The sequence below is a fragment of the Pseudalkalibacillus salsuginis genome, assembly GCF_021646685.1.
Classification (GTDB): Bacteria; Bacillota; Bacilli; order Bacillales; family Fictibacillaceae; genus Pseudalkalibacillus; species Pseudalkalibacillus salsuginis.
Genome location: NZ_JAKJHW010000012.1, coordinates 35,020 through 54,905, shown reverse-complemented (window position 1 = coordinate 54,905; position 19,886 = coordinate 35,020). Strand labels below are relative to the sequence as shown.

The following is a 19,886-nucleotide window of genomic DNA, read 5'->3' as shown; positions in this document are numbered from 1 at the left end:
CGCATGGACGTGACCATGAAGGAAATGATCGTTAGTAAGATGCTTCAATATATAGCACCAGGAACGCCATTGCGTGATGGTATCGATAATGTTTTACGTGCAAAAACCGGGGGATTGATCGTGGTCGGTTTTAATGACAAAGTCCAAAAGATTGTCGATGGCGGCTTCTCGATCAATTGCCGATTCTCACCAGCTTATTTGTATGAATTGGCAAAAATGGATGGTGCGATAATCTTAAATGATGAAGGAAATCGGATCTTATTTGCGAATACTCAACTAATACCTGATACATCGATTCCGTCAAAGGAAACAGGGATCCGTCACCGTACGGCAGAACGTGTTGCAAAGCAAACCGGAAATCTGGTCGTATCCATTTCACAAAGAAGGAATGTCATCACGTTGTATCAAGGGAGCATTCGTTATTCTTTGCAGGATATCGGAGTCATTTTGACAAAAGCCAACCAGGCATTACAGACGCTTGAAAAGTATAAATCTGTCCTTGATCAGAGTTTGACAGACCTTGGTGCCCTAGAGTTTGAAGAACTAGTGACCTTTCAAGAGGTCTCACAAGTGATACATCGGATTGAAATGGTACTGCGTATTCGAAATGAAATCATCAAATATGTAAACGAACTCGGATCTGAAGGCCGCTTGATCAGCATGCAAATGGAGGAACTCGTGTCCAATATTGAATCAGAAGCAGCCCTGATCGTAAAAGATTACGCAAAAAACAGGAAAGTCGATCCATATCGGACTTTAAACGATCTGAAAAAGCTGTCCAGTGAAGAATTGTTGGAAGAAAATGCGATCGTGCGGCTATTGGGGTACCTTCCATCTGCGAATATATATGAGGAGTCTGTCAAGCCAAGAGGTTATCGGATTTTACACAAAATACCGAGATTGCCTTCCCTTATCATTGAAAATCTCGTGAATCATTTCGAACATCTCCAAAATACCTTGAAAGCCTCAATCAAGGAGCTGGATGAAGTAGAGGGGATCGGGGAAATCCGTGCTCGTAAAATTAAGGATGGTTTGAAAAGGATCCAGGAACAGTTGTTTCTAGATCGCCACATTTGACACAAATATAGCGGATTTCAAGGTCATTTGACTGTATTTTCTATGTAATTTTATGTAAAATAGTAGCAATAGGTTTCAAATTTGTTGAAATGTCTATAATGAAAAGAAGGAGGTGGACAATTTTGTTAAAACGAATTGTTCAATTGTTTTTTATCATCGTAGGTGGAACGCTGGGTTATTTATATGTCCCTGAACTTATTCAATTATTAAATAATTTAGTTAATATTGGTGATTTACCCGGGTTCATCACTTCACCTTATATGGGAACAGTCATTGGTGCAATTGTTTTCTTTTTAAGTACATTCTGGTTGGCAGATCATATCGTCGGGTTCATACAGAGGATTGAAGAATCCCTTATGAAGGCGCCTGTAGTAGACGTGCTTTTCGGTTCATTCGGTTTGATTTTCGGTCTAGTTGTCGCTTATTTGGCTATGTTTGCGCTGAATAGTATGGAACTAAGTATCGTTGTGAACGTGATCGGCTTCTTCTTCACTGCTTTGTTAGGGTATATCGGTTTCCAATTCGGGTTCAAGAAACGTGAGGAGTTAGTCAATGTGTTTACATCAGCTCGTTTTGCGAACAAAAAGAAGGAAGCTGAAATCGAAACGAAATCCACTAACACCGGTATATTGAAAATCCTTGATACGAGTGTCATAATTGACGGTAGAATCGCAGATGTTTGTCAGACTGGATTTTTGGAAGGTCCGATCGTCATCCCTCAATTCGTTCTTGAAGAATTACAGCATATAGCAGATTCTTCAGATGTGTTGAAACGAAACAGAGGGCGTCGGGGTCTTGATATCCTTAACCGGATCCAAAAAGAACTCGCTGTCAAAGTAGAGATATACGAAGGTGACTTTGAAGACGTTCAAGAAGTCGATAGCAAGCTTGTCAAACTCGGAAAATTAGTCTCTGGAATGGTCGTCACAAATGATTACAACCTAAATAAAGTGTGCGAATTCCAAGGCGTTCCGGTATTGAATATCAATGATTTGGCGAATGCTGTCAAACCTGTCGTTCTTCCTGGAGAAGAACTGAACGTACAAGTGATCAAGGACGGAAAAGAACAAAATCAAGGTGTCGGGTACCTTGATGACGGTACAATGATCGTCGTAGAAGATGGCCGCAATTATATCGGAAAAACGATTGATGTCCTGGTGACGAGTGTCCTACAAACATCTGCCGGTCGAATGATTTTTGCAAAGCCTAAGCTGTTGGAAAAGGCTTTGTAATCCTTTCGGAAAGTAGATGAGAAGTGTGGATTATATTGTAGTCATTCCTGCTGCCGGCCAAGGCAAACGGATGGATGCAGGTAAAAACAAACAATTGATCACCCTACAAGGAATACCACTTATCGTTCATACCTTGCGAATTTTTCAGGAGGATGATTGGTGCAGTGGTATTATCCTTGTCGGTAATAAACGTGAGTTGAATGAACTCGAACAGATCGTCTCTGAATACAATTTGGATAAAGTCCAACGTATTGTAGCCGGTGGTCTAGAGAGACAGCATAGTGTTTATGAAGGTTTGAAAGCAATCGATGCAGAATCGCTTGTCTTGATCCATGATGGCGCTAGGCCTTTCGTATCAATCGATTCCATCCATAACCTCGTGACCAGGACAATTGATAGCGGTGCAGCTGTTCTAGCAGTGCCAATTAAAGACACAGTGAAACGTATCGAGCGGGGTACGGTCATCGAAACTGTGGATCGCAGTAGCTTGTGGGCTATCCAAACCCCACAAGCTTTTCATCTGTCTCTTATCCGGGATGCACATGAAGCTGCTGGAAATAAAGGTCATCTTGGGACAGATGATGCTAGTCTCGTAGAGCATTTCGGCTCGTCCGTATCAATTGTGGAAGGGGATTATTTGAATATCAAGTTGACGACCAAGGAAGATTTATTATTTGCAAATGCGATCATTCGGGAGAGGGAGGAACAGCGAAATAATGTTTAGGATAGGACAAGGCTTTGATGTGCATCAATTAGTCGAAGGAAGGCCGCTTATTATCGGCGGTGTCACCATCCCGTATAAAAAAGGTCTTCTGGGCCATTCAGACGCAGATGTTCTTTTGCATGTGATAACCGATGCAATTCTCGGTGCGATAGGAGAAGGAGACCTTGGTAAACACTTCCCTGATACAAGTGCTGATTTTAAAGATATCGATTCGAAGATTTTATTAAAGCGGGCGTATGACCTTGCAAAAGATAAGGGCTTTTCTCTAGGAAATGTCGATGCGACAATCATTGCCGAGCGCCCGAAGATGGCACCACACATTGAAGAGATGAGAAGCATCATCGCTGAGTTGTTGGAATCTGAGCTTGACCAGGTGAACATAAAAGCGACGACCACGGAAAAACTAGGCTTTACTGGCAGAGGAGAGGGAATCTCTGCCCAGGCAGTCGTTCTGATTGAAAAATAGTACCATCTGTCAGTGGGACAGGAAGACACTTGAGAACTATGATAAAATAGCAACAAAGTAAAGGTGGAAGGTGAGATCATTATGGCTAACGTTAGAGTTCGTTATGCACCAAGTCCAACAGGACATTTACATATCGGTAATGCACGGGCAGCCCTGTTCAACTACTTGTTTGCCCGTAGCCAGAACGGTACATTCGTCATCCGTATTGAAGATACTGATCAAAAGAGAAACGTTGAAGGCGGCGAGTACAGCCAGCTGAATTATTTGAAATGGCTCGGCATTGATTGGGATGAGAGTGTCGATGTTGGCGGCGATTATGGTCCTTATCGCCAGATGGAACGTATTGAAATTTACCGTGAACATTACAATGACCTGCTTGATCGAGGGCTTGCTTATAAATGCTATTGTACCGAAGAGGAACTCGAGCAAGAGAGAGAAGCGCAACAGGCACGCGGGGAAATGCCCCGCTATTCCGGAAAGTGCCGCCATTTGACTGAAGAGGAGCAAGAAAAGCTTGCTGCGGAAGGAAGAAAGCCAAGTATCCGTTTCGCTGTGCCGAGTGGGAAGGAATATTCATTCATCGATATAGTCAAAGACCGTGTAAGCTTTGAATCTGACGGTATCGGTGATTGGGTCATCGTTAAGAAAGACGGAATCCCGACCTATAACTTCGCTGTAGCGATCGATGATCACCATATGAAGATTTCCCATGTGTTACGTGGGGATGATCACATCTCAAATACTCCGAAGCAGCAGATGATTTATGAAGCATTCGGATGGGAGGAACCAAAATTCGGCCACATGACTTTGATCGTCAATGAAAACCGTAAAAAACTCAGTAAGCGTGATGAATCAACGATCCAATTCATCGAGCAGTATGAAGATCTTGGCTATTTACCAGAAGCATTGTTCAACTTCATTGCCTTGCTCGGATGGTCTCCAAAAGGAGAAGAGGAGTTATTCACGAAAGAGCAGTTCATCGAAATCTTCGATGCAGACCGCTTATCGAAAGCGGCAGCGGTCTTTGATACGAAAAAATTGGAGTGGATGAACAATCAATACATCAAGCAAGCGGATTTTGATCGAGTCCTCGAATTGACTGTGCCTCACTTGGAGCGTGCGGGTCGTGTTCCTGAAGACCGGGATGACCAACAGGAAGCTTGGGTTTGTAAACTTGTAGCGCTTTACCAAGAGCAGCTTACCTTTGGAGCGGAAATCGTTCCGTTGACCGAATTATTCTTCAATGAATCCGTTGACTATAATGATTCTGCAGCTGAGATTTTACGTGAAGAGCAAGTCCCTGAAGTTTTGAACGGATTGATTGAACAAATCAGACCGATGGAGACCTTCGAGCCTGCAGAAATCAAGGCAGCAATCAAGGCGACCCAAAAAGCGACGGGACACAAGGGTAAGAAATTATTCATGCCGATCCGTGTAGCGGCGACAGGCCAATCACATGGCCCTGAGCTTCCGGATTCGTTATCGTTGCTTGGTAAAGATGTAGTCATCGCAAGGCTTGAGGATGCTATCAAACAACTTGGGAGCTAAACGATACACATTTTGTTCAAAATATAATATAGTAAAAAGAAAACAAATGACGTTAAATCTTTGACGAGGAGAAGTAAGGAGTACCCTTTCTTTATAGAGAGAACCATCATCGGCTGAAAGTGGTTTAAGGAAGGCATCCTGAAATGCACCTCTGAGACTTTTATTGAATTCAAGTAGATAGGAGCGGTCTTCCACCGTTAGAGGAAGCTGAGAGAGAAGAGAATCCGTTCTTCTAAACAGAGTGGGACCGCGCCGAAAGCGTCTCTGTGAGTAATCACAGAGGCGTTTTTTATGTTTCAATTATGCAAGGTTTCATTTTTGCTCCCAAGTCTCTTTTCGTTTGGAAAAGGCCTTACAAGCAAGCTTGCTGTCCCTTTTCCACTCAAGAGACCGTCGCTTCGCTCAAAAATCTTCAATTTTTTTGGGAGCAAAGAAGCGGATTCAAATTGAAGGTATTTTCGGGTAATCTCGACTGTGGTGATTATTATTTGCTCCCAAGTCTCTTTTCGTTTGGAAAAGGCCTTACAAGCAAGCTTGCTGTCCCTTTTCCACTCAAGAGACCGTCGCTTCGCTCAAAAATCTTCAATTTTTTTGGAGCAAAGAAGCGGATTCAAATTGGAGATATTATCGGGTAATTTCACCGGTGATTATCTTGTGTTAAAACTTTCATGTTGATGAGCGTAATTTGCGACATTCCTGCGGGAAATGCAAGCCAGGCAAGACCCCTTAGTTTGGATGCAGAGAACGGATGTCTAAGCGATTGTTCCGCTTTTCTCCAGCCCGCGAAATGGGCGTGAATTTCACGAAAACCCAAAAATAGAGTTAAGAATAAAAAGAGACGTTAAGTTCAAATGTAGCCGTTGAATCAAAGTGGAGAGGAGTGACGTATATGTTTAAAACCTTGAAGGAAGATATCGATGTGGTGTTCGATCAGGATCCGGCAGCGCGAAGTTATTTTGAAGTCATTTTGACCTATTCAGGCCTTCACGCCATTTGGGCACATCGTTTTGCGCATTTTTTCTGGAAAAAGAAATTTTTCTTCATCGCCCGTGCCATATCGCAATTAAGCCGTTTCTTTACTGGGATTGAAATCCACCCTGGAGCAAAGGTGGGGAGACGCTGTTTCATTGATCATGGAATGGGAGTTGTCATCGGTGAGACCTGTGAAATCGGGGACAACGTGACTTTATTCCAGGGTGTAACGCTAGGCGGTACAGGGAAAGAAAAAGGCAAACGTCACCCGACGCTTGAAGATCATACATTGGTTGCAACAGGCGCAAAAGTTTTAGGATCCATCACGATAGGCAAATGTTCTAAGGTAGGAGCAGGGTCTGTCGTTTTACAAGATGTACCGCAAAATTCAACAGTTGTTGGGATTCCAGGTAAGGTTGTCATCCAGGACGGTGTTCGTGTCAAAGGGGATCTTGACCATAGTGACCTCCCTGACCCAGTTTCAGATAAGTTGAAAGTGATGGAGAAGGAAATTGAACGTTTGAAAGAAGAAATTGAGCTTTTGAGAAGGAGTGAGTTGAAATGAGCATTCACATATATAACACATTGACACGGCAGAAGGAACCATTCAAACCAATCGAAGAAGGTAAGGTGCGCATGTATGTATGCGGACCTACTGTCTATAACTATATCCATATTGGGAACGCAAGGCCACCCATTGTATTCGATACGGTCCGCCGTTATCTAGAGTATCGCGGTTATGATGTTCATTTCATCTCAAACTTCACAGATGTCGATGATAAGATCATCAAGGCGGCCAAAGAACTTGGTGAAGACGTCTCAAGCTTAGCAGAGAGATTTATAGAGGCTTACCATAAAGATACCTCCGAGTTGAATATCCGGAAAGCCGATCTACACCCCCGTGTAACCGAAACAATGGACGATATCATTCTGTTCATCGAAACGTTGATTGATAAAGGATACGCCTATGAAGCCGGCGGGGACGTCTATTTCAGGACGAAGAAATACAAGGATTATGGGAAGCTGTCCCAACAATCAATTGATGAACTTCGTGTCGGTGCGAGGATTCAAGTCGGCGAACATAAAGAAGACCCGTTAGATTTCGTTTTATGGAAGGCGGCAAAGGAAGGAGAAATCTACTGGGAGAGTCCGTGGGGTAATGGAAGACCCGGCTGGCATATCGAGTGCTCTGCCATGGTTAAGAAATATCTTGGTGACACAATTGATATCCATGCAGGGGGGCAAGACCTTTCGTTCCCACACCATGAAAATGAGATCGCTCAATCTGAAGCGCTGAATGAGAAAACGATGGCAAATTATTGGATGCATAACGGGTATATTAATATCAATAATGAAAAAATGTCCAAATCACTTGGGAATTTCATTCTATTGCATGACCTCACCAAGAAGGTCGATCCACAAGCATTCCGTTTCTTCATGCTGAATGTCCATTATAGGCATCCGATCAACTTTACAGAAGAACTGCTTGAAAGCGCCAAGACAAGTTTAGAACGTATCCGTACAACGGTCGAGAACCTTGAACACCGTATCGAACATAGTGCAGATCTAGGCACTGATAATGAGAGGTGGCTGCATAAAATCGAGGACTATAAACAACGGTTCATCAAAGAAATGGATGATGATTTCAATACATCAAATGCCATCGCTACATTATTCGATTTGTCTAAAGAGGCGAATGTGTACCTGCAAGAAAAGAATACAACCGTTGAGGTGTTGGAACGTTTTGTTTCAGTCATAGAGGAAATCGGTGAAGTCCTAGGTTTAGTGCTTAAAACAGAAAAAGACCTTCTGGATGAAGATATTGAAGCATTGATCGAACAACGTAATCAAGCACGTAAAGCAAGGAACTTCCAGCTTGCGGATGAAATCCGTGATAACTTGGTCGATCAAGGAATCATGCTCGAAGATACCCCTCAAGGTGTAAGGTGGAAGCGCAAATCATGAAGGAGCCTTATCGTCTGTCGATCGACGACCCGAAACAATTGAAATCTTCTGCTCTTGCTTATATTGGAGATGCTGTGTATGAAGTGTACATTCGTTCCTATTTGTTAGGAAAAGGGGAAGTCAAACCGCACCAGCTCCATAAGCTCTCTACGAGTTATGTTTCTGCCAAAGCTCAAGCATCGGTCATATTAAGGATGCTTGGGCAGCAGGAACTGACGGAGGAAGAGCAAGGTGTTGTCCGCAGAGGAAGGAATAGTAAAATGGGGACGATTCCAAAGAATACAGACATCCAGACCTATCGATATGGGACAGCCTTTGAAGCCTTGATCGGATTTTTATATTTATCTGGCAGTACGGAACGCTTGGATTCACTCATCGAAAGGGCTATTTTCATAGTGGAAGAAGGAGGGGAAAAAAGATGAATAACGATATCGTGACTGGAAGGAACCCTGTCCTTGAAGCACTGCGTTCTGGGCGGGATATCAACAAGATCTTTGTAGCAGAAGGCGCTCAGAAAGGTTCAATCGGACAAGTCATCAGCCAGGCCAAAAAAGAACGGATCCAAGTGCAATATGTTCCAAAGAAAAAACTGGATGCCCTCGCTGAAGGCGTTAACCATCAGGGTGTCTTAGCATATGTAGCAGCTTACGATTATGCTGACATCGAGGATGTTTTCGATTTAGCGAAGAAGCGGGACGAGGATCCATTCTTCCTTGTGTTAGATGAGATTGAAGACCCTCATAATCTAGGATCGATTTTACGGACGGCCGATGCAGCAGGTGCACATGGTGTGATCATCCCGAAGCGAAGGGCAGTCGGATTGACTTCTGCCGTTGCTAAGGCTTCGACAGGGGCAATCGAATACGTGCCAGTGGTCCGGGTCACTAACATCGTGAGGACGATTGAAGATTTGAAAGCCCGCGGGGTATGGTTTGTGGCTACGGATGCCAAAGGTGATCAAGACTATACGGCTGCACAATACGACATGCCGATCGGATTGGTCATTGGCAGTGAAGGTAAGGGAATTGGCCGCCTGGTAAAAGAAAAATGTGATTTTCTCGTATCCCTGCCCATGAAAGGGAAAGTCACCTCCTTGAACGCATCAGTTGCTGCAGGGTTGTTGATGTATGAGGTATTCAGACAACGAAGGTCTTCAGGTGCATAACGATGGAAATTCTTCTGGTTGACGGCTACAACATGATCGGTGATTGGCCGGACCTCAGGGCTTTGCGAAATGATGACCTTGCAGCAGCACGTGATCTTCTGGTCGAGAAAATGGCGGAATACCAAGCATACACCGGTATGAGAGTCATCGTGGTATTTGATGCACATTATGTACCTGGTAATGAAACGAAATACAAAAACTATCGGATTGAAGTCATTTTTACGAAAGAAAATGAGTCTGCAGATGAACGGATTGAAAAGCTTGCAAAAGAACTGAAGGACATCCGCACAAAAATACATGTAGCGACTTCAGATTTTCTAGAACAGTGGGTCACATTCGGACTTGGGGCTTTACGAAAGTCCGCACGAGAGCTTGCAATCGAGGTGGCCGGCATCGAAAAAAGGATCAGTCGAAAAGTGAAAGATATAGAAAAACAAAGACGGTCCTCAACCTTGACACTATCAGATGAAGTGGCTGAAATTTTTGAAAAATGGCGCCGAGGGGACCGTTGACTGGTTGACGCTTGTCGAATGTGACTGTATAATATTTCTATATCTAGGTCGCCAGGGTCGGAGGGATTCTCGTGAGCATTGAACTCAAAGAGATTGTACACCCGGAATTTGACGAGCTTGAAGATGAGTCGATTGTGGAGCAGGTTCACGAAGGTAACAGCCCCGCACTTGAATACTTAATCAACAAGTACAAGAATTTCGTCCGCGCAAAAGCACGGTCTTATTTTTTAATTGGTGCTGATCGCGAAGACATCATTCAAGAAGGTATGATTGGTCTTTACAAAGCCATACGCGATTTTAAAGAGGACAAGCTATCTTCTTTCAAGGCTTTCGCTGAACTCTGTATCACTCGCCAGATGATAACCGCCATTAAGACTGCAACAAGACAAAAACACATCCCGCTTAATTCGTATGTATCACTCGATAAACCAATCTATGATGAAGAATCTGATCGGACACTGTTGGATGTCATATGTGGTTCAAGGGTAACAGACCCGGAAGAGCTGATCATCAATCAGGAAGAATTTGATGATATCGAGCTCAAAATGGGAGAGCTGTTAAGTGATCTGGAACGCAAAGTATTGATGCTTTACCTTGATGGACGGTCTTATCAAGAGATTTCCGTTGATCTGAACCGTCACGTAAAATCAATCGACAATGCCCTGCAAAGGGTAAAAAGAAAGCTTGAACGTTACCTTGAGTTAAGGGAAGTTGGACTATAGGTAAAGTATAAAGAAAACTTCGCGGGAGCTGAGCCTTGGCTGCGCATATACTGAAGAAAGGCTTCTATACTTCCTTCAATTGTAAAAAAGATCAAAATAGAGACGGCGACTTTTGAACGCGCATTCATGAAGTTTGACAGGGCGGGAAATATGAACCCTGTTTTTTTCTTGCTTTTTTAAATGATAAACTACGAAATTCCGACGTTCTGGACGTACTAGACTGCATTGCAAGTTACGGCTGGAAACCGCTTGTGCAAGGCTGTAGGGTGCGCCTTAGACGCGTTGACAGGACTATACCCCTGTGATAAAGTGTATAGCATAAAATGGACATAGTGTGGGTTAAACTCAAACATTGTTCGGATTTCTGATTTTCAGGGGTTGATCACCGATGCGTACGAAGGTCATACTTGCTTGTGAACAGTGCAAACAACGAAATTATTCGACTAAGAAAAACAAGTCTGCGGATCAAGGTCGAATCGAAATGAAAAAGTTCTGCAAACATTGCCAGACGCACACGGTACACCGTGAAACCAAATGAAACCCGTTCAACGATAAGATAAATAGAACCGTATTGCCTGATTCCAGTAGCCACCATCAAGTCGTTAGGAACCTGTAATTTATGCAACCTCAATAAGGCAAAACGGGAAGTTTAAGGAGTTTTACATTCATAACCAATTTTACTGGGGGGCAAATTAATGGCTGGTATTGCACAAAAAACAGGTAGGTTTTTCTCGAATGTCGTCAAGGAATTAAAAAGGGTTTCTTGGCCTAATCGTAAGGAATTGACTAAATATACAATCACTGTTTTGACGACAGTAGTTTTTATCGTAATATTCTTTTATCTAGTTGATTTAGGATTGACTTGGATTATCGAGACATTTTTAGACTAATGAAACGAATTGATTAATCTGAAAAACAAATGGCTACAATGGTAAAGTATATCCGTTTGGGAGGGAAAGGACGATCGTGTCCTCACAAGTTATGGAAAAAAGATGGTATGTAGTACACACGTATTCTGGATACGAAAACAAGGTGAAAACGAACCTGGAAAAGCGCGTTGAATCAATGGGTATGGAAGACAAAATCTTTCGTGTCCTCGTCCCGCAAGAAGAAGAAACCGAGATCAAGAACGGTAAAAAGAAGACGGCTATGAAGAAAGTGTTTCCCGGGTATGTTTTGACAGAGATGGTCATGACAGATGACTCCTGGTATGTCGTACGGAATACACCTGGTGTGACAGGATTCGTAGGTTCCACTGGATCTGGATCGAAACCGACACCGCTGTTGCCTGAAGAAGTAGATCGTATTCTTAACAGCATGGGTATTGAAAAACCAAAAGCTGATGTTGATTACGAAGTTAAGGAAAGCGTGAAAATCAAAGAAGGTCCTTTCGCTAATTTTGTAGGTTCTGTGGAAGATATCGATGTCGATAAGCAGAAGCTTAAGGTCCATGTGAACATGTTCGGCAGGGAGACTCCTGTTGAGGTTGGATTTGCACAAGTCGAGAAGATCCAATAGCCAGACGAATGATAAACAGCGAATTTCCGACACACATGACGTGTTAGTACCGGCGTTGTCACAGGACGTGACGGTTTTAGCCGGTGATCGTTACTCGATTTTTCCGGTCCTCACGTGTTAACATATACGCTCCGGTCTTCAAAACCGTCGTGCCTCGAACTTCTTGTTTCTAATTCGTCTAGATCAGGAAGTAAACGGTGAATTTTCGACGTAGGAATTACCAGCATGTGGTTAGAAAGTTTTTTTAAGCGAAATTCGCGACAGTCCTGCGGTTCGTCCGCGGAAAGGGAGTGAATTTCACGGAAACCAATAAAGCTTTTAAAAATGACTTTGTCTGCTTTTCAACAAAACTTTCGGGAAATTGTTGAAATATAAAGCAGGAAATGATAGAATCTTAATGTTTGAAACAATCCCGATAAAAAATTGGGAGGGTTGGCCTGCGTCAACCCTGTTATTGAGTGGGAGGGCAAAAAGCCCATATACCACATCACGGACTAAGGAGGTGTGTCACGTGGCTAAAAAGGTAATTAAGGTTGTTAAATTGCAAATTCCTGCAGGGAAAGCAAATCCAGCACCACCAGTAGGACCGGCTTTAGGTCAAGCAGGTGTTAACATCATGGGATTCTGTAAAGAATTCAACGCAAGAACTTCTGATCAAGCTGGTATGATTATCCCGGTTGAAATTACGGTTTTTGAAGACCGTTCATTTACATTCATTACGAAAACTCCGCCAGCTGCAGTATTGTTGAAAAAAGCGGCAGGTATCGAGTCCGGTTCTGGTGAACCGAACCGTAACAAGGTAGCAACGGTTAAGCGTGATAAGGTAAAAGAAATCGCTGAGACGAAAATGCCTGACCTTAATGCTGCAAGCGTAGAATCTGCCATGCGTATGGTGGAAGGTACTGCACGTAGCATGGGTATTGTAATCGAGGACTAATCATGCATAGCACATAAGGTTGCGTTATTCGCAACCTTTCTTATGGCGCACAAGTTGCGTACAAGTGGGAGGATATTCCGTAAAAACCACACTTAAGGAGGAAATGAAATTGGCTAAAAAAGGAAAGAAGTATCAGGAAGCTTCAAAGCTTGTTGATCGTTCCAATCTTTATAGTGCAAACGAAGCCATCGAGCTTGTGAAAAAAGCGGCTCCAGCTAAATTTGACGAAACTGTAGAAGTTGCTGTACGCCTTGGGGTCGACCCTAAGAAAGCGGACCAACAAGTTCGTGGAGCAGTTGTACTTCCGAATGGAACAGGTAAAACACAACGTGTCCTTGTTTTTGCGAAAGGTGATAAAGCGAAGGAAGCAGAAGCTGCTGGAGCTGATTATGTTGGAGATGCTGATTACATCAACAAAATCAACCAAGGTTGGTTCGAGTTCGACGTTATCGTTGCTACACCTGACATGATGGGTGAAGTTGGTAAGCTTGGTCGTGTATTAGGACCAAAAGGCTTGATGCCGAATCCAAAAACGGGAACAGTAACGTTTGAAGTTGAAAAAGCAGTTCAAGAAATCAAAGCTGGTAAGGTTGAGTACCGTGTAGACAAGCAAAGCAACGTTCACTGTCCAATCGGTAAAGTGTCGTTTGAAGATGGTAAGCTTGTTGAAAACTTGACTACGATCATCGATACATTGATCAAAGTCAAGCCAGCAGCAGCTAAAGGTACTTACATCAAGAACATTGCGATCGCTTCAACAATGGGACCTGGAATCAAAGTCAGCCCGAATAGCTTCGGTACAAAATAATATGTTGACTTTTTAGAGGCGCCCGGGATATAATAGCTATCGGAATTGAATAGGTCATACCGTAGACAGTAGGTGCGAGAAATCGCTTAATTTCCTACCGAGGTGTGTTGGATTTCATACATCGTATGATTTTATGACACTATGCCTTTATGTCTACAGACATAAAGGCTTTTTTTGTGAGTTGTGCGAACAACTGCGGTATGGAAAAACAGGAGGTGTAAAATATGAGCGTACTTGAACAAAAGAAACAGTTAGTTTCAGAAATTGCAGATCAGCTCCGTAACAGTAAAGCGGCAATCTTTGTAGATTACCGTGGGCTGGATGTGGCTGAAGTCACTGAATTGCGTAGGCAGCTTCGTGAAGCTGGTATCACTTTCAAAGTATACAAGAACACGATGACTCGTCGTGCTGCTGAAGAAGCTGAGCTTGGTGGATTGAGTGAATCACTAGTTGGGCCGACAGCAGTCGCTTTAAGCGGTGAAGAGGTTGTTGCGCCAGCGAAGATTTTGAATAACTTCTCAAAAGAGCACGAAGCGCTAGTGATCAAATCTGGTGTAATCGAAGGTCAAATCACATCTGTCGAGAACATCAAAGCACTTGCTGAACTTCCATCACGAGAAGGACTTCTTTCTATGCTTCTTAGTGTCCTTCAAGCACCAATGCGTAACTTCGCGTTGGCTACGAAGGCTGTTGCAGATCAAAAAGAAGAGCAAGGTGCATGATTCGGGTTTCGGAATGACGGTAACGTTCATTAAACGTGAAGAGAGTATGGAGCTTTCTCCGTATAATGGGGAACTAAGCCTCGGCTTACGCTAGGGCTTGCCCTCGACAAATTTTTTTAAATTAAAAAACAACCAATAGGAGGATTCAACAATGAGTAAAGATCAAATCATTGATGCAATTAAAGAAATGTCGGTACTAGAACTTAACGATCTAGTTAAAGCAATCGAAGAAGAATTTGGTGTAACTGCTGCAGCACCTGTAGCTGTTGCTGGTGGCGCTGCTGAAGGTGGAGCTGAAGAGAAAACTGAATTTGACGTAATCCTTGAAAGTGCTGGAGCATCTAAGATCAAAGTTATCAAGGTTGTTCGTGAAATCACAGGTCTTGGACTTAAAGACGCTAAAGAATTAGTAGATGGAGCTCCAAAACCTGTTAAAGAAGGTATTGCAAAAGAAGAAGCTGAAGAAATGAAAGCTAAGCTTGAAGAAGTTGGCGCTACGATCGAATTGAAGTAATCTGAGGATTCTAATCTTCACTACAAAAGAAGCTCGCGAGAATCGCGGGCTTCTTTTCTTGGAGGATAAGAAAGTATAAAATTTTGGTTTCGCTTTTCTTGATGTCTAGCTTCAACGCCCAACCACTTGGATCACTTCAGTCCTTCTGCGGTGGCGACACATTGATTTAAATCGAAGTGTTTACCCACGCAGAACCGAACTTTGTTTGGTTCGAGCCTCCTCGTCGGACTTCCAGTGACCTTCGTGGCTGATCAGGGCGTTTGGGCTTTTCTTTACTAAGTGAATTCCAGGTTTATAGGATGTATAATTGCTTGACCAAATAGTTATACAAGATGTTAGAACTTCCTTCGCTCAAAGCAGGTAGTCTAAGGAGATGGCAAAATGGGAGATCATTATTATTCAAGTAAACCTGTTTCAGAAAGCAATATTAAAGATTGGTCGTTTACGTTAAGAGGCCGCACATTCAGGTTCTATTCAGATGCGGGCGTGTTTTCGAAAAATGAAGTAGATTTCGGAAGCAGGCTTTTAATAGAAACTTTTGAAAAACCTGAGACAGATGGTGATATTCTGGATATGGGCTGTGGGTATGGCCCGGTTGGATTGTCCATTGCAGCATCTTATCCAGACACCTCAGTTTCCATGGTCGATATCAACGAGCGAGCAATCGAACTTTCAAAAAAGAATGCACTCCGTAATCAAGTCGACAATGTGACCATTTACCAAAGCGACTTATATGATCGTGTCGAAGAAAAAGACTTTAGTGCCATTCTGACCAATCCCCCAATTCGCGCAGGGAAGAGTGTTGTCCACTCTATTTTCGAGCAAGCCCATGAACATCTTGCAAACGAAGGTGAACTATGGGTTGTCATCCAAAAGAAGCAAGGTGCGCCCTCGGCGATTGAAAAGATGGAGTCGATCTTCGAGGAAGTGGAAGTCGTTGAGCGGAAAAAAGGTTACTTTATTATTCGCGCGAAAAAATGTTGACTCGCATTTGGGTCTATGGTAATATTATAAAATGCCAAAGATACGTGTATTTTCACCATGTGACTTTTTAGGGCAAAATTGCATAAAAATCAAATGGTGTGGGAAAAATAGTATAATCATTTGTTGATTTGGAAAAAATGTGGTTATATAACCCTTTTTTTCTTTTTGCACGTCATGAAAGTGGAAGAGTTGCTTTCAAAGTAAAAGTGCAAGAGCCTTTAGGATCTACCTTGAGGTGTTAAGGCTATTGTCGCTATCTTTTAGCTTGGCATTAGCCAAGTTTTCTTTTTACTCTAACAGATGGCATCTGGTAGATTTTCTGCCCGGATGTTAAACTGCAGGGTATGAAGGGAACAAAGTATCCACTATATAAAAATGGTGTATGCTTCATTTTTCTAGTTTATATAACTAGTTGCTTTACGATACTATGCTGGATTTGAGGGGTGAATCAGTTGACAGGTCAACTCATTCAGTTTGGACGCCACCGCCAACGGAGAAGCTATGCAAGAATTAATGAAGTTTTGGAACTTCCAAACCTCATTGAAATCCAAACTTCCTCCTATCAATGGTTTCTTGATGAGGGTTTGAGAGAGATGTTCCATGACATTTCTCCAATTGAGGATTTCACAGGTAACTTAGTGCTTGAATTCATCGATTATAGTTTAGGAGAGCCTAAGTATTCTGTAGAGGAGTCCAAGGAGCGAGACGTCACCTATGCCGCTCCGCTTCGTGTTAAGGTACGCCTGATTAACAAAGAGACAGGTGAAGTGAAAGAACAAGAAGTGTTCATGGGAGATTTCCCTTTGATGACGGACACAGGTACTTTCATCATCAACGGAGCAGAACGTGTAATCGTCTCACAACTCGTTCGTTCACCGAGCGTTTATTACAATCAAAAATTGGACAAAAACGGCAAGAGAGGTTTCACAGCTACGGTAATTCCAAACCGAGGTGCATGGTTAGAACTTGAAACAGATGCTAAAGATGTTGTCCATGTTCGGATCGACCGTACTCGTAAAATACCGGTAACGGTCTTGTTGCGTGCATTAGGGTTTGGTTCTGATCAAGAAATCATCGATTTGCTAGGGGAAGATGAGTACCTTCGTAATTCACTAGAAAAAGATAATACAGAAGGTACAGAAAAAGCGCTTCTTGAAATTTATGAGCGTTTACGTCCAGGGGAACCCCCTACAGTTGATAATGCTAAAAGTCTATTAGAGTCCCGCTTCTTTGATCCGAAGCGTTATGATCTCGCGAACGTTGGGCGCTATAAGATTAACAAAAAGCTTCATATCAAGAACCGCTTATTCAATCAGCGCTTAGCTGAAACAATTGCAGATCCTGAAACTGGAGAGGTGATCGCTGAAGAAGGAACGGTGCTTGATCGTCGTCTTCTTGAACGAATCCTTCCAGCTTTAGAAAAAGATGAAGCATTTAAAGAAATTATACCTGCTGGCGGAGTGATTGAAGATGAACCAGTCCGACTTCAATCTATTAAAATATACTCTCCTGTCGAAGGTGAGCAGGACCAGGTGATCAACGTGATCGGAAACGGTCAGATCGACCGTACAATTAAAAACATCACGCCAGCTGACATCATTGCCTCAATCAATTATTTCTTCAACCTATTGCATGGTGTAGGGCTGACGGATGATATCGATCATCTTGGCAACCGTCGTCTCCGTTCTGTAGGAGAACTTTTACAGAACCAATTCCGTATCGGACTATCCCGTATGGAGCGTGTTGTCCGTGAGCGTATGTCGATCCAAGATACGAATGCGATCACGCCGCAAGCTCTTATCAACATCAGACCGGTAATTGCATCGATAAAAGAATTTTTCGGAAGCTCACAGCTCTCCCAATTCATGGATCAGACAAATCCATTGGCAGAGCTTACGCATAAACGTCGTTTATCTGCATTGGGTCCTGGTGGTTTGACGCGGGAACGTGCTGGATTCGAAGTGCGTGACGTTCACTACTCCCACTATGGCCGTATGTGTCCGATCGAAACGCCTGAAGGTCCGAACATCGGACTGATCAACTCTCTTTCAAGCTATGCCAAAGTCAACGAATATGGATTCATTGAAACTCCTTATCGCCGAGTCGACCCTGAAACAGGGAAAGTGACGGCTCAAATCGATTACTTGACAGCCGATGAACAAGATAATTACGTCGTTGCACAGGCAAACGCAAAGCTTGCTGAAGATGGATCATTTGTCGATGAAGAGGTCATCGCGCGTTATCGCGACCAGAACACGATCGCAAAACGCGACAAGATCGATTATATGGATGTATCCCCTAAACAGGTCGTCTCTGCAGCAACCGCATGTATCCCGTTCCTTGAGAACGATGACTCTAACCGGGCATTGATGGGAGCGAACATGCAGCGTCAGGCAGTACCGTTGATGGTTCCTGAGTCACCGATTGTCGGAACAGGAATGGAACACGTTTCGGCCAAAGACTCCGGGGCTGCTGTCATTTGTAAACATGAAGGGATCGTCGAGAAGGTTTCTGCTGCTCGTGTATATATACGCCGTATCGAAACTGTAGACGGTAAAGAAGTAAAAGGTGACCTTGATCGTTATAACTTGATGAAATTCGTCCGTTCAAACCAGGGTACTTGCTATAACCAACGCCCGATTGTCAGTCAGGGAGACCGAGTGACCAAAGGTGAAATCCTGGCTGATGGACCATCGATGGAACTTGGTGAACTTGCCCTAGGCCGTAACGTACTCGTTGGATTTATGACATGGGACGGATATAACTACGAGGATGCGGTCATCATGAGCGAACGCCTTGTAAAAGATGATGTCTATACTTCCATTCATATTGAAGAATACGAATCTGAAGCCCGTGATACAAAGCTAGGACCAGAAGAAATTACACGTGACATTCCAAATGTCGGTGAAGATGCACTGAAGAACCTGGATGAACGTGGAATCATTCGTGTCGGTGCTGAAGTGAAAGATGGAGATATTCTTGTCGGTAAAGTTACGCCAAAAGGTGTGACAGAATTGACTGCTGAAGAACGTCTCCTACATGCGATCTTCGGTGAAAAAGCCCGCGAAGTCCGCGATACATCACTTCGTGTACCTCATGGCGGGGACGGTATCGTCCATGATGTGAAAGTATTCAACCGTGAAGACGGGGATGAATTGCCTCCAGGAGTCAACCAGCTCGTCCGTGCTTACATTGTACAGAAGCGTAAGATCCATGAGGGAGATAAGATGGCTGGACGTCACGGTAACAAGGGTGTAATTTCAAGAATCCTGCCTGAAGAAGATATGCCGTATCTTCCAGATGGTACACCGATCGATATCATGTTAAACCCGCTAGGGGTGCCATCACGTATGAATATCGGTCAGGTATTGGAACTTCACCTTGGTATGGCAGCTAGACAGCTGAAACTTCATATGGCTACGCCTGTATTTGACGGAGCACGTGAAGAAGATGTTTGGGAAACGCTTGAGGAAGCTGGTCTTTCAAGAGATGGTAAATCAGTGCTTTACGATGGTCGAACAGGTGAACCATTCGATAACCGTATCTCAGTCGGGGTCATGTATATGATCAAACTTGCTCACATGGTAGACGATAAGCTGCACGCTCGTTCTACAGGACCTTACTCACTCGTAACCCAGCAGCCACTTGGTGGTAAAGCGCAATTCGGTGGACAGCGATTCGGTGAGATGGAGGTTTGGGCGCTTGAAGCATACGGCGCAGCCTATACGCTTCAGGAAATCCTCACAGTAAAGTCCGATGATGTTGTTGGACGTGTGAAGACGTACGAAGCGATCGTCAAAGGCGAAAACGTCCCAGAACCAGGTGTTCCGGAGTCCTTCAAAGTCTTGATCAAAGAACTTCAGAGCCTTGGAATGGATGTCAAGATGCTTACAAGTGATGAACAAGAAATCGAAATGCGTGAATTGGACGATGAAGAGGAAAACTCTAACGATAAATTGAACTTGAACGTAGAAACCCAATCTGTCGGTGAATAAGGGTATAGCAGCATATCATAAGGGA

General features: G+C 43.4%; 20 protein-coding genes and 2 other annotated features. All 20 genes read left to right on the top strand.

What is annotated here, in order from left to right; translation table 11 throughout:
- Positions 1–3 precede the first annotated feature (3 nt).
- Entirely contained in the window at positions 4–1,077 is a 1,074-nt protein-coding gene (gene disA / locus L1611_RS19450) for a DNA integrity scanning diadenylate cyclase DisA (protein ID WP_236315335.1), read from the top strand.
- Between the two features lie 122 nt (positions 1,078–1,199).
- A complete protein-coding gene (locus tag L1611_RS19445; protein ID WP_236315334.1) occupies positions 1,200–2,309 on the top strand; it encodes a PIN/TRAM domain-containing protein in 1,110 nt (369 codons plus the stop codon).
- A 25-nt stretch (positions 2,310–2,334) separates the two neighbouring features.
- A complete protein-coding gene (gene ispD, locus L1611_RS19440; protein ID WP_236315333.1) occupies positions 2,335–3,033 on the top strand; it encodes a 2-C-methyl-D-erythritol 4-phosphate cytidylyltransferase in 699 nt (232 codons plus the stop codon).
- Positions 3,026–3,499 carry a 2-C-methyl-D-erythritol 2,4-cyclodiphosphate synthase gene (ispF, locus tag L1611_RS19435; protein WP_236315332.1) on the top strand — a complete coding sequence of 158 codons (474 nt, stop codon included), beginning with the start codon at positions 3,026–3,028 and terminating at the stop codon, positions 3,497–3,499. Before ispD ends, ispF begins: the two co-directional genes overlap by 8 nt.
- 81 nt (positions 3,500–3,580) lie before the next feature.
- Complete coding sequence (gltX, locus tag L1611_RS19430; protein ID WP_236315331.1) at positions 3,581–5,047, top strand: glutamate--tRNA ligase; 1,467 nt, start codon at positions 3,581–3,583, stop codon at positions 5,045–5,047.
- Between the two features lie 51 nt (positions 5,048–5,098).
- Positions 5,099–5,316 (top strand) — a binding site (T-box leader).
- A gap of 620 nt (positions 5,317–5,936) precedes the next feature.
- Positions 5,937–6,584: a serine O-acetyltransferase EpsC gene (gene epsC, locus L1611_RS19425; protein WP_236315330.1), complete on the top strand. Its 648-nt coding sequence runs from the start codon at positions 5,937–5,939 to the stop codon at positions 6,582–6,584.
- Positions 6,581–7,984: a cysteine--tRNA ligase gene (cysS, locus tag L1611_RS19420; protein WP_236315329.1), complete on the top strand. Its 1,404-nt coding sequence runs from the start codon at positions 6,581–6,583 to the stop codon at positions 7,982–7,984. Before epsC ends, cysS begins: the two co-directional genes overlap by 4 nt.
- A complete protein-coding gene (locus tag L1611_RS19415; protein WP_265738526.1) occupies positions 7,981–8,406 on the top strand; it encodes a Mini-ribonuclease 3 in 426 nt (141 codons plus the stop codon). The genes cysS and L1611_RS19415 overlap by 4 nt, the downstream gene beginning before the upstream one ends.
- On the top strand, positions 8,403–9,149 hold the full coding sequence (rlmB, locus tag L1611_RS19410) for a 23S rRNA (guanosine(2251)-2'-O)-methyltransferase RlmB (protein WP_236315328.1): 747 nt from the start codon (positions 8,403–8,405) through the stop codon (positions 9,147–9,149). The genes L1611_RS19415 and rlmB overlap by 4 nt, the downstream gene beginning before the upstream one ends.
- A gap of 2 nt (positions 9,150–9,151) precedes the next feature.
- Positions 9,152–9,661: an NYN domain-containing protein gene (locus tag L1611_RS19405; RefSeq protein WP_236315327.1), complete on the top strand. Its 510-nt coding sequence runs from the start codon at positions 9,152–9,154 to the stop codon at positions 9,659–9,661.
- A 71-nt stretch (positions 9,662–9,732) separates the two neighbouring features.
- Positions 9,733–10,383 carry an RNA polymerase sporulation sigma factor SigH gene (gene sigH / locus L1611_RS19400; protein WP_225067043.1) on the top strand — a complete coding sequence of 217 codons (651 nt, stop codon included), beginning with the start codon at positions 9,733–9,735 and terminating at the stop codon, positions 10,381–10,383.
- A 388-nt stretch (positions 10,384–10,771) separates the two neighbouring features.
- A complete protein-coding gene (gene rpmG, locus L1611_RS19395) occupies positions 10,772–10,921 on the top strand; it encodes a 50S ribosomal protein L33 (RefSeq protein ID WP_236315326.1) in 150 nt (49 codons plus the stop codon).
- Positions 10,922–11,078: 157 nt separating this feature from the next.
- A complete protein-coding gene (gene secE / locus L1611_RS19390; protein WP_236315325.1) occupies positions 11,079–11,273 on the top strand; it encodes a preprotein translocase subunit SecE in 195 nt (64 codons plus the stop codon).
- A gap of 91 nt (positions 11,274–11,364) precedes the next feature.
- A complete protein-coding gene (gene nusG, locus L1611_RS19385) occupies positions 11,365–11,901 on the top strand; it encodes a transcription termination/antitermination protein NusG (protein WP_236315344.1) in 537 nt (178 codons plus the stop codon).
- A gap of 511 nt (positions 11,902–12,412) precedes the next feature.
- The gene (rplK, locus tag L1611_RS19380; RefSeq protein ID WP_225067046.1) at positions 12,413–12,838 is read left to right on the top strand and encodes a 50S ribosomal protein L11; all 426 of its coding nucleotides are present in this window, start codon (positions 12,413–12,415) and stop codon (positions 12,836–12,838) included.
- Positions 12,839–12,902: 64 nt separating this feature from the next.
- On the top strand, positions 12,903–13,646 hold the full coding sequence (gene rplA / locus L1611_RS19375) for a 50S ribosomal protein L1 (RefSeq protein ID WP_322972586.1): 744 nt from the start codon (positions 12,903–12,905) through the stop codon (positions 13,644–13,646).
- A 41-nt stretch (positions 13,647–13,687) separates the two neighbouring features.
- Positions 13,688–13,830, top strand: a sequence feature (ribosomal protein L10 leader region).
- A gap of 40 nt (positions 13,831–13,870) precedes the next feature.
- On the top strand, positions 13,871–14,368 hold the full coding sequence (gene rplJ / locus L1611_RS19370) for a 50S ribosomal protein L10 (protein ID WP_236315323.1): 498 nt from the start codon (positions 13,871–13,873) through the stop codon (positions 14,366–14,368).
- A gap of 151 nt (positions 14,369–14,519) precedes the next feature.
- Positions 14,520–14,882: a 50S ribosomal protein L7/L12 gene (gene rplL, locus L1611_RS19365; protein ID WP_236315322.1), complete on the top strand. Its 363-nt coding sequence runs from the start codon at positions 14,520–14,522 to the stop codon at positions 14,880–14,882.
- 381 nt (positions 14,883–15,263) lie between these two features.
- Positions 15,264–15,866, top strand: coding sequence for a class I SAM-dependent methyltransferase (locus L1611_RS19360; protein WP_236315321.1), 603 nt, complete (start codon positions 15,264–15,266; stop codon positions 15,864–15,866).
- Between the two features lie 452 nt (positions 15,867–16,318).
- Positions 16,319–19,861 carry a DNA-directed RNA polymerase subunit beta gene (gene rpoB, locus L1611_RS19355; protein WP_236315320.1) on the top strand — a complete coding sequence of 1,181 codons (3,543 nt, stop codon included), beginning with the start codon at positions 16,319–16,321 and terminating at the stop codon, positions 19,859–19,861.
- Positions 19,862–19,886: the final 25 nt, after the last annotated feature.